Origin of the sequence: Paenibacillus pseudetheri (genome assembly GCF_924513355.1) — a bacterium.
GTDB classification, from domain to species: domain Bacteria; phylum Bacillota; class Bacilli; order Paenibacillales; family Paenibacillaceae; genus Paenibacillus_AQ; species Paenibacillus_AQ pseudetheri.
Genome location: NZ_CAKMAB010000014.1, coordinates 90,724 through 105,266, shown reverse-complemented (window position 1 = coordinate 105,266; position 14,543 = coordinate 90,724). Strand labels below are relative to the sequence as shown.

At 36.1% G+C, this 14,543-nt stretch carries 14 protein-coding genes and 1 pseudogene; 2 read left to right on the top strand and 13 right to left on the bottom strand.

Features of this window, described 5'->3' with window-relative positions; translation table 11 throughout:
* Nucleotides 1-176 precede the first annotated feature (176 nt).
* Nucleotides 177-1,154 (top strand): annotated as a pseudogene (locus L1028_RS14915) (aminotransferase-like domain-containing protein); the annotation flags it as partial.
* A 143-nt stretch (nucleotides 1,155-1,297) separates the two neighbouring features.
* On the opposite strand, the gene L1028_RS14910 reads toward L1028_RS14915, so the two are convergent.
* The 5 genes from L1028_RS14910 to L1028_RS14890 all read right to left on the bottom strand — a co-directional run bounded on the left by L1028_RS14910 (nucleotide 1,298) and on the right by L1028_RS14890 (nucleotide 7,819).
* Entirely contained in the window at nucleotides 1,298-1,930 is a 633-nt protein-coding gene (locus tag L1028_RS14910; protein ID WP_234535099.1) for a DUF6037 family protein, read from the bottom strand.
* Nucleotides 1,931-2,368: 438 nt separating this feature from the next.
* Entirely contained in the window at nucleotides 2,369-4,351 is a 1,983-nt protein-coding gene (locus L1028_RS14905) for a hypothetical protein (protein ID WP_234535097.1), read from the bottom strand.
* Nucleotides 4,351-4,866 (bottom strand): ABC-three component system middle component 4, encoded by a 516-nt coding sequence (locus tag L1028_RS14900; protein WP_234535095.1) that lies wholly within the window; start codon nucleotides 4,864-4,866, stop codon nucleotides 4,351-4,353. The genes L1028_RS14905 and L1028_RS14900 overlap by 1 nt, the downstream gene beginning before the upstream one ends.
* Nucleotides 4,863-6,101: an ABC-three component system protein gene (locus L1028_RS14895; protein ID WP_234535093.1), complete on the bottom strand. Its 1,239-nt coding sequence runs from the start codon at nucleotides 6,099-6,101 to the stop codon at nucleotides 4,863-4,865. The genes L1028_RS14900 and L1028_RS14895 overlap by 4 nt, the downstream gene beginning before the upstream one ends.
* Before the next feature lie 209 nt (nucleotides 6,102-6,310).
* A complete protein-coding gene (locus L1028_RS14890) occupies nucleotides 6,311-7,819 on the bottom strand; it encodes a recombinase family protein (RefSeq protein ID WP_234535090.1) in 1,509 nt (502 codons plus the stop codon).
* A 114-nt stretch (nucleotides 7,820-7,933) separates the two neighbouring features.
* Between L1028_RS14890 and L1028_RS14885 the strand changes: the two genes are divergently transcribed.
* Nucleotides 7,934-8,107 (top strand): hypothetical protein, encoded by a 174-nt coding sequence (locus tag L1028_RS14885; RefSeq protein WP_234535088.1) that lies wholly within the window; start codon nucleotides 7,934-7,936, stop codon nucleotides 8,105-8,107.
* A 50-nt stretch (nucleotides 8,108-8,157) separates the two neighbouring features.
* Here L1028_RS14885 and L1028_RS14880 read toward each other — a convergent pair whose 3' ends face one another.
* The 8 genes from L1028_RS14880 to L1028_RS14845 form a co-directional block, all read right to left on the bottom strand.
* Nucleotides 8,158-8,748, bottom strand: coding sequence for a hypothetical protein (locus L1028_RS14880; RefSeq protein WP_234535086.1), 591 nt, complete (start codon nucleotides 8,746-8,748; stop codon nucleotides 8,158-8,160).
* 196 nt (nucleotides 8,749-8,944) lie between these two features.
* Nucleotides 8,945-9,271, bottom strand: a complete 327-nt coding sequence (locus L1028_RS14875) for a hypothetical protein (RefSeq protein WP_234535084.1) — start codon at nucleotides 9,269-9,271, stop codon at nucleotides 8,945-8,947.
* A 165-nt stretch (nucleotides 9,272-9,436) separates the two neighbouring features.
* The gene (locus tag L1028_RS14870; protein WP_234535082.1) at nucleotides 9,437-9,694 is read right to left on the bottom strand and encodes an LIM domain-containing protein; all 258 of its coding nucleotides are present in this window, start codon (nucleotides 9,692-9,694) and stop codon (nucleotides 9,437-9,439) included.
* A gap of 74 nt (nucleotides 9,695-9,768) precedes the next feature.
* The gene (locus L1028_RS14865; protein WP_234535080.1) at nucleotides 9,769-10,317 is read right to left on the bottom strand and encodes a site-specific integrase; all 549 of its coding nucleotides are present in this window, start codon (nucleotides 10,315-10,317) and stop codon (nucleotides 9,769-9,771) included.
* A 483-nt stretch (nucleotides 10,318-10,800) separates the two neighbouring features.
* Entirely contained in the window at nucleotides 10,801-11,352 is a 552-nt protein-coding gene (locus L1028_RS14860; protein ID WP_234535078.1) for a hypothetical protein, read from the bottom strand.
* Between the two features lie 175 nt (nucleotides 11,353-11,527).
* On the bottom strand, nucleotides 11,528-11,911 hold the full coding sequence (locus L1028_RS14855; RefSeq protein ID WP_234535076.1) for a hypothetical protein: 384 nt from the start codon (nucleotides 11,909-11,911) through the stop codon (nucleotides 11,528-11,530).
* 49 nt (nucleotides 11,912-11,960) lie between these two features.
* Complete coding sequence (locus L1028_RS14850; RefSeq protein ID WP_234535074.1) at nucleotides 11,961-12,350, bottom strand: hypothetical protein; 390 nt, start codon at nucleotides 12,348-12,350, stop codon at nucleotides 11,961-11,963.
* Between the two features lie 530 nt (nucleotides 12,351-12,880).
* Complete coding sequence (locus tag L1028_RS14845) at nucleotides 12,881-14,398, bottom strand: ParB/RepB/Spo0J family partition protein (protein WP_234535072.1); 1,518 nt, start codon at nucleotides 14,396-14,398, stop codon at nucleotides 12,881-12,883.
* Nucleotides 14,399-14,543: the final 145 nt, after the last annotated feature.

Below are 14,543 nucleotides of genomic sequence, written 5' to 3'. Positions count from 1 at the left end.
TCCTCCTTCTTTATGTGAAGTTAGTGATTGATTTAGCCTGTACAACATTGCATCGATGAAGAACACCATGCTAGTATATCAATTGATGGATTGGTTACATATATCCAAAAACGATGTATTTGAACAATCCAAAAAAAACGCTAATTTCATTCCAATATATAAAAGGGGGAACTAATTTGATGAAATTAAATCGCGCCGACAAAATGTCCATTTGGCAGCAATTGCTCGATCAAGCCATCGATCATATTACGAATGGCGTTTGAAAGCCAGGTGAACTCCTGACGCCTTCTTGGGAACTCGCTCAGCAGCTAGGAGTGTCACGTTCCACCGTACAAATTGTGTATGAAGAACTGCTAGCCCGTGGTTATACAGTAACATCACGCCGCGGTGGAACACGCGTCAATAATTGGAATCAGTTCACGGGTAAACGGAAAGAAGATACTACCCCACTTGTTCTACAGATCCCTGAACTACCATTACTGGTTGATCAGTCACAACAGTGGTTTAGAAGTAAGGATAACCGGGAATCGGCCATCGATTTTAGTCCCTATCAGCCTTATGTGGATACGCAGTTTCAAGAAACATGGCGCAAATCATATTTGAATGCCTCTTCAGAACTAAACGTATCCTCTTGGTCATACGGTGATGCGTATGGTTTCGAGCCTTTACGGAGGCAGATCCAACGTTATTTATCGCTAGAACGCGGAATTCACGTTCAAACGAATCAAATCTTGTTGACATCCGGAGCCCAGCATAGTATTGATCTCATCGCACAAACGCTTTTGACCAAAGGAGATATCGTGACGGTCGAAGATCCCGGCTATCCCGTCGCTTGGATGACGATGAAATACCGACAAATGAAGATTGCTCCTGTTCCTGTTGATGAGTACGGCCTTGTCGTAAAGAAAGTACCGTCAAAAGCAAAACTAATTCTCGTTACCCCCGCTCACCAATGCGCCGTAGGTGTGATGTTATCGGAACCACGCAGGCAACAGCTTTTGCATAAAGCCGCGCAGCAACGTGCATGGATTATCGAAGATGATTACGACAGTGAATTTCGATACCGCGGAGATCCAATGCCTACTTTATTTAGCCAACTTCCACAAAATTGTTTCTATTTAATGAGTTTCTCGAAATTGACTGCGCCAGGCATTTGAAAGGATGATATTTCCCCTAAGGATCAATGAAAAGGAGTGATCAAACAAAAGCTCCTATCTAACATTACGCCGTAGGAATATATTAATCATTGATTCACGCGAACATCCCATCAATGACAGGTACGTGTGGGTCAATAACGTTAATTCTTATAATCTATTTTACCAGCCTTTATTTTTTCAGTATTTTCCCCAGAATCTGTTCCGTACATAATTGTTATATCCATATCTTTAGTTGCATTATATATGTCTGGATATAGTTCTTTAGTTTTTAATAAGTTTTTTGGAGTTCTATGATATTTATCTTCTGGTAATTCTGGATTCTTAGCATGAATAACAACCCAGTTTTTAACACCTATAGGATAGATTCCATCACTCTCATTATCTAACTTATTATAATTTAGTATTGCTTTTCTCTTGTTATCGGATAGTCTGTATTCAGTGGGAATTTGCTTATCTAAATAATCAACAAAGTCTTTAATGCTGAATTGCCCTTTACCACTTCCAATTCCAAAATATTCAATGAGAGCGTTATATTCTGCATTCCCGGTAATAGAAAAACGGTATCCTTTTTGAATCGGAACACATAGAACATTGCCACTTGCTCTTTTGATGAATGTTAGCTTCCACCCGCCTGAATCTCTAGTATCAAATATTGCATCTGATATAACATTATTGTATTTATGTTCGAAAGTTCCTATCTCCACATTAAGCTGACGCATAGAACTATAAAATGTTTTTAATCCATCTACCATGCCGCTATAAGAGTACCCCATATTTTCTACCTCCAATCCGTAGTTTTACTATTTTCTGGCGATCTGGCTTTTCAAAAAGTTAATGTACCCTTCAAACACCACTCCGTAACCAGCAACACACAGCAAGTTCACCGGGTTATGTGCGTGTTGCATCATATATGGTGACTTTTCCTTGGCTAATCTATTGGGGACTTTTTGAGTTGTCATGAGGCATCATCTCTTTTCTCATGGATTTAGTGTTAGTTTATCCAAAATGGGTGGGTAATGTCGCAAGGAATGAAAAAAGGTAACTCCAAAAATCAGAGTTACCCTAACAAATGAGTCTTTAACTTTAGAGAAAGGTCTAGGAATTCCTCTCTCTATTTAAAGTTTTATATTATACAGGATTCATTTACATTGTTACAATTAGTGTTTTGGGCATAGATCAAGATAAATGACAATTTTATTTTTAGCTACTAACTAAACTCTAGGGGTAGCATTATTTATAAAACCAATTTCAAAGCCCTTTCTTTCGTCTACACTAAACTTCTTAACAATATATTTTTCTAATTGAGACTCCATTGACTCAGGAAGGTCATTATCTACTACAATCACTTGGAAATCATAGTTTTCAACCAACTCATCACTTAAAGAACTCAAATAACTATAAATATTTTTATACTTTTTAGGATCGTTAATACCTTCTAATGTATCTTCTGATTGATTAGTATTCTCCAAATACTTAGCTTTAGTTTTTCCAATATATTTACCTACAGTATCAATCATAAGTAGACTAGGAAAATTAGTATCTGTATCCAAACTGTTCCTCAACAAGCTAAACAAATAGCCTATAGATACTAAGGTTCTCAAACCACCAGAAGTTAGTTTTGAGTAGTCTCTATCTCTAACGACTGGCAAGAATGTTTTATCACTAATTTTTATTCCATACGGGTTGCGTATTGGTATAAAAGTTAGGAATTCATTTAACCAATCCGCAATACTTTCCAAAACACCATCGACAGATGGTGCCCCCTCAACAAGGGTTATCATTCTGCTGTTCGATTGTGAAATCTGTTCGGTTAATACATCCGTTCTTTTAGTTAATTCATTCAGCTGATTTCGAAGTTTAAGCAAATAATCAGTACGTTTAATTTCCTCGTTTATCTCACCTCTCCTTGTGTTAAGCAAATCTCGTTGAGACATAAATGGTGAAACAAATTCACGCGTTTTTAAATCTAACATATCCTTTGCTTTTTTAATTTCAGCACTAAGTGAAGTTGTTTCTTCAATTATATCCAAGATACTCCCCCTATCTCTATCGATCAATAGGGAAATTTCTTTGAAACGATTTTTCAAACTCTTTACTTCCAATTCTATGGAACTAGAATCATACTGACTAAATAGTTCATTGAATTTAGATGCCTGCAGTTCATTGTCACAAACAGGACAATTAACATGATGACCTTCATGATTTGGGAGCTTCTTTATCACCTCAACAGAAGCCAATAATTTATCTATGTCTTGTTGATAATCCCTCTTTAAACGTAAATTCTGATCAAGTTGTGTTTCTTTATACATTTTATTTAATGTTAGACTATCGAGATGACTCTGTTTAGTAACAATAATCTCTCTAAGTTCATTATCATGATCCGAATTTGATTTCATATTATTTGTTAGCTGTAGTATTTCATTATCGAGTACTTTCAATTCCTCGGTTAATTTCTGTGATTTCCCCTCTAAGGATTCAGTAGTTTCAAGACGAGCTTCTCTCAGGAAAGATGATACAATAGTGAATTGTTGGATAATTCCATTTTTAATTCTAGTCTTTTCTGCAATATCCTCTTGTAATTCAGTAATTTGACTATCCAATAGATTATGCAAAAATTTAAAAGTCTCTTTATTTTTCACGAAAACAACAGGGTTTTTTTGGTCTAATATATCTTTATTCCCCACATCATCTTGATCTAAAAAACAAAATTTAAAAATGTCACGAAAACTTAATGAAGACATTTTCGAATCTGCTTTGGAAGGAGCTTGTTTAAGTTTCACTAATGAGATGTTCAAAGCTTCTAACATAAAATCTGAAAAGTAACCCTCTGGACCTTCCTTTACAAAACTTGAGCCATATTCTTTTGGGAAAACACTTTCCATTTTATCAATAGTTGAATGGTAAACCTCTATATGAGACTTTGGATTGAAAATATCCCTTTTAATTGTAAATATATCATTATTTAATTCCAGTTCCAACAATCCATACTTCCCATGAATTTCTATTTCATCATATAAGAAAACCTCGCTTGAACCAAGAAGGTAATCTATCATATTAAGAATGCTAGATTTACCTGTATCTGAATCTCCATATATAATATTTAATCCTAAAGTAAATGGAACAATGTAATTTTTTTCTCTACCTACAAGTATAAGTTTTTTTAATATTAATCGAGGAGACCTATTTTTTTTCATTATATTACCACTCCATAATTAATTGATTTTAATGTTTTTTGTAATTGAGAGGCAGAGAATTTTTGTAATGGGATAAGCACCTTGCTGAGTTCTTTAATTCGGTTAAAATATATTGACTCCAATTGCTCAACAAACTCTCTACCAAGTTCAGTAGCAAAATAAAAGATATGTCCTTCTTTATTATGTTCAACAGAAATGTATTCATTATAGATTAAAGAGTATGTTATTTTTTTAATAGTACTATAGTCATATAAAGAAGCTCTATTGGGAAAGAGCGATTCAATTGAATCAGCTTCTTTCTCCTGTAAATCCATCAATTTCCCTTGATCTTCAGTCTCAAGAAGTTTTTGTAGTAAAACGGGATTTCTTACTAAATAATCATATGTGGATAATTTTTCTATGCTTAAAAGTAATTTTCCTTTTTTACTTACACCTAAAAATTGAATAAGGATCAACAATCTTGCTAACCTTACGTTCGACTCATTCTCCGGAACAATAAATGGTAGTGTCTTCATATCCCTCTAGCCTTTCTAAATTGTTCTATTGATTGAATGTTTTGCTGTTGAGCCCACCACAAATCTTTTTCCATCATATTCATTAGCTGATGAAGCATCCCCATTTTCTGAAAGCCTCCAAGTAAAGGAATCGTACTTTTTAAAAAATCTGTTTCTTTGCTAAGTTGTTCGTGGACATATGTAACCAAATGATTACTATCATTTAAATCACCACTCATTAACTTTCCAAATGCAATAGAATAGAAGGTTTCTATTCTTGAATATAAATCTGCTAGCGTAGCTATTGCATGTTCTCCTTGATTCACCAAAACTTTCCTCATATATTCTGCATTAAAGAAAGTTTGTTTTGCACTATTAATATGAATATTATGTACGTCTGCAATGAGAAGCCTTAAAACAAATATCTCATCGTCTAGTTGTCCTTGATCGACAAAAGGCCTAACTTGAAATGGTTCTCCTAATGAAATTTCTTCTGCAAATTTCCGGAGAATTGATTGAATGGCTACATAAACATGCCTGCTTTTATCTTTTGGACGAGTGATAGTGTTATGATTGTCATCACACGGCACCTTTTCTGGTTTCTCAGCTTGAAATAGTATCGCGCTACCCTCATCAACTATTTCATCATATTGTCCATAAAAACAAATTGTTCGAGGTAATGATTTACAATGCACCCAATTCTGATTAATTTGTGAAAGAACTGGACTTAGAGGTTTTAGATCAATTGCCTGCACATTACTAAATAACTTTTCACCTAGTTTTCCCCATTCAGTACCATTATGAGGTACAGCTAGTGAAAGAAACAATTTCACTTTATTCGAAGGTACATCTTTATTGAATTCATTTAAAATAAACGATTTAGTAACAAGTCCTCCCATACTATGTGCAATAATGATTATATTCTCATAACAATCGCAGTTGAATTTAATCACTGATTGAATAAATTCCCCTAATTGATTAATCCCTAAGTTCTTCCTGGCTATTTCAGTCTCATGGTTAAACATTCTCTTAAAAAAATTGGTTTTTACCTTAAAACCATACATATCAACTAGTGTTGTATAATAACTAATATAGGCAAAATCATAATTATCTGCTATTTGATTATCTTCAAGCAGCATTCTGGGGAATTCTTGTCCAAGATCATTAATCCACGTTTCATTACTTCCAGTAAACCCATGAATAAACAAAACAAGATTCCTATTTTGATTTTTCTGAATAAATTCTATTGCACTCATATTCGACCCTCACCTAGTATGTTACAGATATGGTAGAAAGAAATAAGTCTTATAGCCCACTTTAAATCTTTAGACCTATTGTTTAGTATAACTGAAGAGGGTTGTCGATTGCTGTCATTTCTTGTCACAGATATTATAATTATGGAAACAAAACAACAACAATCCTTAAATCAGATTCACTTAAGGGTTGTTGCTTTATAAAAAGCATACTATTTATAACAAACCGTCAACTCCACCCGATTCCCTTCCCGATCATAAACAATCCGCTCCACCAGCTTCTTCAACGCCCGATTCTTCTCTTCACTTGTCACCGCGACGCTCCACAATTCCCTAAACTGCCCCACCCGCTCGTATATCTGCTCAACAGTCGGATAATTCCCCTCATCTACTACAACCTTCCGCAAATCCTTCAACTCTTCCTCCAGCTTCTGTATCTGCCTTGATCGAACAGCCTTTCGCTCTAAAAACACTTGCTTCGTAATCATGTCCTCTTCATACGATTCGTACAGCTTGTCCAATGCCCGCTTCTGCTTCTTCAACTCCTGCTCTTTGACCTCGATAATGACCTGTGTATCATTGTACCTACTTCCATGCAATTCAATCTCCCGTAAAATGATCGGGTCTACATGGATAATCCGATCATACAGAGCATTGAAAAAATCAGCATCCATTACCTTTCCGCGCTGCTCACATTTGCTGCCATCTTCGTACTCGTGATAGCATAATGCGCTCCAATGCTGCCCCTGCTTCTTGTTCTCTCCCACCCGGAACCTCATCCGCGAACCGCATTTCTCACAATAAAGCAAGCCTGACAAAGGAAAAATATTACGTCTTGAATTGGGATTCAACATGCGATTCTTAAGCAGCCGCTCCTTAATGACTTCATGTTCTTCCGGCGTTTTCAGCTTTTCATGTGTTCCCATGACTTTAATCCGCTTTTCTTCGGGAACTAATTCCACCTGCCCACGTTTGGAACGTGTTTTGCCATAAGTGATGTAACCCATATGGATTTCACTTGCCAGCAACCGTTGAACCGTAATGTTCGACCAGCCCTTGTTCTTTCCATCAGGCTTAATGTTGTATGGCGTGGGTATCTTATTATCTGTCAACCAAATGGCGATATGGCCAAGGTTTGTTCCATTCAAGTACTTTTCTACAATAGCTCGATAAATCGGACGCTTCGTTTCATCCACCAGTACCGACCTTGTGTTCTTATCGTAGTAGTAAGGAAACGGTGGCTTTCCGTTTGTCCACATGCCTTTCTTCGCTCCAGCCTCTTTGCCCTGCTTCATTCTTCGCTTAATCGTTTTGTACTCTATTCGGGCAAAAATGGACATGAAGTCAAAGGATACATCGTCATTGTCTATTTCCAAATCGTATATCTTGTTCGGTGTAATGATTACCGTCTCTGAGTTCAAAAACGTATCTTTTATGAGTGCCCAATCCTTGTTTTCTCCCCGACCCAAACGGTCAATGTCCATGACCACTACTCCATCATAGAGCTGGTCTTCAACATGACGAAGTAACTTCTGCATTTCCTTACGAGACTCTATCTTTTCACCAGAGGCCACTTCTTCATATAGCCTATAGGTCCAATTTCGATTCTCGACCAAGGTCAGAAGGGTATCCCTATGCTTCGAGAGAACGTCTTCAAACTCACCATCGTCTCGTGATTTTCTTAAATAAACGGCTACGTGTTTAATTGTTTTGCTTTCCATAATAGCTTCTACTCCAAACTTGTTAAATTTTTGCCGCCATCCAAGTAGAATGTTGAGCATTTTTGATGACACATCATCGAATATGACAACTGTTAAATTTTGGAGGCGTAATTCATGAAGAAATGTGAATATGTAATCAAAGAAGTTAATCAGCCATCTGGCAAAGCGTTGCGGCAATTTCATGAGCATGTGGCCCAGATATTGAGCCAAACTGTCCAAGCCGAGGCCGACATAGACATACCTCTCTCCAAAGTGCATCATTCTACGCAAGACAGTCAGAAAAATTAACAAAATAAAAACAAGCCGGAGCACATGACCAATCCATGCTCCGGCTTGTTCTATTTCAGGTTATTTTGAATGAATTCTCGCTCCGACTTTTTCAGATACCTTAGTGAGTTCTCGAAGGAATACAAATACATGGAGCGAAGCATCCTCAATTTTTCGACTGAGCCATCCGCAATCACTTGCTTAATGGCCGGGATCATTTGGCTGTTCGTTACTCCGAATTTTCCCGGCTTTACAATATCTTCAATGGCAAGTGGCGGCTCTTCTTTGCCATCAATTAGTTCTTGCTGCAACTCTTGTGTATTTGCTTCATTTAATATAGCTTCCTGCTGTGATGAAGCCTCTTGCTGCTTTTCGCCATCTACTTGGTCAAGTACGATCTCCTGTTCTTCTTGAATAATCGGCTTTTCATTTGAATTTTCATTAGCTACCTCAGTCTGAGTTGATTCTTCCTGGACCGAGACTGACTCTTCTTGTTCGGCTTGTTCTTGCCCTGTCTCTTCATGAACTTGAATTTCTCCTGCCTCCATACTTGTCTGCTCATTTTCGCTTTGAAGCTGTTCTGACATCGTTTGTTCATCTTCTAGTCTAACCTGATTACTTCCACGGCTGTTTCTGCCTGAAACCCTATTCTTATTTGCCATAATAAAATCTCCTGTAAATTGGTATTTTTCTTGAGTCGATCTTATCAACATGCTTGACCCTCGTACACCGTTTCTTCCGCTTAATATAGTAACTATTTTGCTATGTATCTTCATTTAAAAGGCAAAACAAAGCCCATAGTGAATTTCTACACTACAGGCTCATAAAGCTTGATTAAAATGAAGCTATGCTGAATACTTACGACAGGTTTCCCCAATCCCTAACGATTGTCCAAGGGTTTTTCCTTGTCCAGGTTACAATCTGCTCCGGCATAAATGACTCGGCGGTTACCTCCAGTTGGATAACTTGTTCTGGATTCAAACTCAGTAAATGCGGTTTTGGCTCGCTATCCAAGTCCCACATATGATATTTGTAAAATTTGATCTTTGCTCGTTCACTAGGTGACAAATCCAGTGGTGCACATCGCCTGCTCCGTTCCTCTCCACTTCTGGTTATAAACGTAACTCGTATTAACCTTTTTCGCTGAATAGCATCTGCAAACAACAGCAGCATTTGTTTGTCCATAATTGACACTTCCTTACACCTTATTTCCACTTTTGTGGCTCAGTTTAAGCATATATCTTGTTGAGCAGAACATAACCTGATGGAATAGCTTCACATGAAAGTGTAAAGATTCATTGAACAAAGAATTAACACTTTGACCACTTCAAGGCAATTCTTAGAAAAAAGCTATTCATCAAAATCAGTTGCCGCCCATACCTGCTCCCGACTAATCATCTGATCTCCTTTAAAATAATGTTGTCCTTTCTTCTGTAAGCGTTCTCCACATTGTTTGCAGGAAAAACATTCTTTACCAACATACATGTTTAAACCAGTTACTTTCATTGCTCGTACAAGCTTATTCCCACAAGAACAAGATGCAACCCATACATACTTTACTTGTCCCGGATAAATGTTCGTTCCTTTGGCATTGATGATTTGCTTCATTAATATGCGCCTCCTTCATGTGCTATTGAGAATGAAAAAAACGTTAACCAGATGTATAACATCCGTTAACGTCTTCATAGGTTAAGATTGAAATAAACATTATCCAGCTCTTGTCGAGTGATTCCTATGTACGCTAAAGTGACACTCGGTGCTGAATGGTTGAGCAGCTTTTGAATACGAGTAATATCTACACCACTTTGGTAAGCATGAAAGGCAAACGACTTTCTCAAGGTATGTGTTCCAACGGCTTCTTTAATGCCAACACGGCTTGCCCCTTCATTAAGTATCCGGTAAGCATGTACTCGACTAATTGGATTCCCACCTTTACGGCTGGCAAACAGTGCTCCTGACTTATGACCTGTTACTTTTACATATTCCTGAATTGCTTTTTTACAGGTATCCGACAAGGGAAAATCTTTTCTCTTGCCCGTCTTCTGCTCTCGAATGCTGATCCGATCTTGATTGTACACCTCTTCCACCTGAAGCTTGAGCAAATCAGATATCCGTAACCCTGAATTGATGCCAAGCACAAACAATAGATAGTCACGGATATTCTGCCCTCGCAGATACTTCTTCAAAGCATCAATCTGTTTCCTACTACGGATAGGTTCTACAAATTCCATACCAAACACCTCTCTAACTATATGTAATTAACTATATAATAATTATATATTGTGTTACTTTCGACGTAAACGGCAAAGCTCCAGAGCGCCGAAAAGAACCCGGATGTCTTACCCCGCCTACCCTCGTGGACATTTAACCGATGTAACACTATTCTATTGTGTAACATTCATTATGCATTAAGGATTCACTTATAAGTCTAATCGTGACTTAACCTAACTTAACGAATGAATAATAATCTAAAATTGCATTCCACATAATCTCACATTGCACTTCACATAATCCAGAATTGCCTACTTTTCTATATATCTTTATCTATATATTAATTCTAGATAGTACTATTTCTCGCATAGCTTGAAATAGTGCAGCGAAGTAACTTCGCTGCATATTCCGTCACTTCTCTTTCTTTCATTTATTTGTTATTGATAACTAATTTTACTGGATTGGAATCAACAATCCTTACTCAAGTTATTTGTAACCGTTCATTAAACTTTTTCTTGCTGTTCATAAGCTAACAGAATCTTTTTGCTATTGTAATCGCAGATTATCAATCCTGCATTTTTCAATTCACCTTTCACCTTGTCCACTTGATTCAATGAACATGTTAAAAATTCCGCTAATTCTTTTTTGGACAAATAACAGGTGTAGTCCTGTTTCTTTATATTCGTATGCTGTTTCATTATGCAGTAGGCGATAAGCGAAGATGCCTTTAATTGCTTTTCGTAGGCTATGCACCAAGGTATCTCCGCAAATCTCTTTTCATCACACTGAATGGTGTACGTATTGCAGCCGTAAGCGGACACTCCAAAGTTTATTTGCTTGCGAGACAGCATGTTATGGCGACACAATTCTGTTATATGATGATTTATTCTTCTCTCTTTAAGCCCCGCAATATATGCTATCGAATTCATTGAAACTTTAATCGTTTTCTTATTCCCAATACGAAAGCTCATAATTGCGATATAGACAGCTTTAGACTCGTTGGGGATATTAAGTTCAAGTAATGAATATGGTACTCGTACATGACGTATTTTCATCTCTATTCAAACCTCTTTCTACTGCCCTCTTCTGAAAAATCAGTTTGAAAATTACTCGTGATGTGAGCGGTAACTTTCCAGTAGCTAGACAGTTCATACTTGTTTTTAATTTATTTTTAAGAACGTGATAGCCATGCATGGCTGTCCTTAAAGGACAGCCATATCAACTATAAAATTAATGACTAGTTTGGATAGGAAGTATGCCATTTTCAAATATAAATTTTCTAATTATATTTAATCCGTCTTTCAAATTGTAGTCCTCATCTTCAATAGAGCCATAAGTAACTCTCGTTATTCCCCACCATGCTCTCAAGTTTTGAGATTCACAATTCCAATTTCGAATATCCCAAATAAGTACAGCATGAATAAAACTATCACATTGTGTTGACCATATCTCCAAAGTATATGTCTTCATTTCAACATCAAGTGACTGTTCAGTTCTACATACACATTTATACTTTTCCCCCAAAGAATATAGACTCTTTATTAACGTTATTAGTAAATCATCTATCGTATTGCCTTCAACTATCTCTTTTGGATTTTTCGTATCATTTAACATTACTTATAATCTCCCTCATTAAGTTATACATTTTTCCCAACTGATGTCTTCATTCAATCGAATCAAATGGTACATCAAGGATGAACATACCTACCGTATCCAATTTAACTTTGTACTGGATTAAGTCTCTATAAGCCAGAGTTAAGTTTTGAAGCAATATAGAAATCAATCCCGCTTCAATATCCGTTAAATGAAAGTCATAGGTAATCCCAAACCATTCAATCATATTTTCGAGATTCACTTCTTCCACTACATTCTGCCCCTCACGAACCCATTTTTCGAAAGCGAATTTTAATTTATCCAATAACTCTGGTTCTTTTTCAAATTTCAAAATCATTGCTTCATGCGTAGGATAAAAGACAATTAAATATTGTCCATCGTCATATACCAATTCGTAATCCCATAATTCATTGCCATTAATTCGTATACCTTGATTCATTTTAAATTCGCTCCTTCATATTTTTCATAATAAATTACCTTCACAATTACTTATCAAGTTTTCAAAGGTCAGAGACGTTGCAATAAGTGACTACTTTAGCTCTATCAATCAATTAATTAATTAATCAATTAACCATCTAACCACCACCCGTTGAAGATAACTAACTTACACAAACATTAAACTCAATTCATTTTATTTTTTTAACAATTATTTCGAACTTTTTCTTCAGCTTTTAAAAACAAAAATCATTTGAAATTGAAATCCTCTTTTGTATATTTTTCCCAACCCAACGAGTAGTTACTTAGTCATAAAAACAACAACAATCGCAACATCGAAAATACAATCAAAATCAAGTCTTAATGATCCCCCTCCAAATACTCTTAGGTTAATTACAAACACATTAAATACAATCGTTCAGATTTTCTTAACAACAATTTTCAATCTGGTGTTTGATGTGTTTAATTTGTTCAGACGCAACAAAAAAACCGTCTCTTCCAAAGAGACGGTCAAAAATTTAAATATAGTTATTTTTAATTATTTGTTATATCCTTAGGCTTCCTGCGGGTTTGCACTTTTACTATCATTTCATACTTTGCTTCAAGCTGCTTGATGTCCTCCTCGCTTAAAGTAACATCATGTGGCGTAATAATTACAATTTCTCCTTTCCTTTCGTTATCATTTATAGTGTCATCCTCACTTTTAATTGATTTAACAATAGCATCAATGCTTCGTTTTTTTTCTTTAAATTCATTTAATACTTTAATACGCTCTTCAGGAGATAATTTTTTAGCCAATTGATAAGCTTTTGTAATGGTTAGTTCTTTCCTCAATACAGGCTCCATTAATTCCTGTGCATTTTCATAAATAAATGCCGCATTATTGACATACGTTCTATTCGTTTTCAACTCTTTTGCAACAGCTTCATCAGCTCGATGCTTTTGATTATTTTTTACTCGTCCGCGTTTCACTACGGGGTAAGCACTATTAATTACTTCTTCTAAAGATACTTTGAGATCGTTACGTTCACCTTGACGTAACTTAGCTAATCTTCTTGCTTCACTTAACAGTTTATATGAAGACATTGCCCGCTGTGAGCTCGTTAAATCCCTACGATTCACATTTTTTTCATAAATATAAAGCACTAGTTCTTCTTCGCTTCCTAACCATTCAGATACTAAAACTGGTATACCAGCAAGTTTGCAAGCTTTATAACGATTACGACCATCAGCAATTTGGTTATTGTAAAAGAGTATGGGCTCATATTGTCCATTGCTTCGAATGCCTTCTGTCAGCAATGCCAACTCATCATTAGTCATAAGAGGTAACATATCGGCGTAATCATGAAATTCGTACTCACTGGTTGTTTGAAAAGGTTTACCTATAAGTGAAGACAGATTGTTCTTCCGTTCATTACTTGTGACAATTTGTTTGTCACTAGTTTGCGGCTCAATAGTGCTGCTTTCCGAGTCACTTGTATGCTCTTTATTTTTCAGCACTTCAATCGCTTGAGATTCTTGTTCATGTTTCATGTCTCCAATCTCCTTCAAATCAATTTCATTTAATATTTCTAGTGGATATTTCTCTGTATCTTCACTATTATTAAATCCTTTCATGATAAATTGCTGATAAATCTGAATTCCAAAATTCATTGAAGCCAATAAAAGTGTACTCGATGAATTAGGGATGTTATAACGCCCACCTTCTGTTCTCTTTCCCCTTTTCATGTTCTCAGCAGCCTGGCGGTAATCTTCCTTACGAATACTTAAGCCTAGCTCTTTTACATAATCAACTAATTCTGTCACAGTATCATCACTCTTAAGAGCAAAGATTTTTTGCAGAACATTATCCAAATATTTTCCCGCTCCCATTCTGCGCAATTCTTCCTTTTCTCCTTTTAAACTATCCCAACTATTAAATAGCCCGGAGTAGACTGACAAAAGACCTAGCGCAGCATAATCCTTTCTAATTTGATTATATTCCGGCTTGCTTTTATGTATATATTGAAATATTTGTTCTATTAGCTGTACAGGACATTGCTGCAACTGCATTTTCATTTCCCCTTAATATTTTCTTTGTGGCATTATAGCAAATTAATACACTGTAATTATAATGTAAACACATTATAATTGTCACAAAACGAGCAATCTCCTACGAAAAAAAGATGTCGATAGAAAATCGACATCTTAAACAATT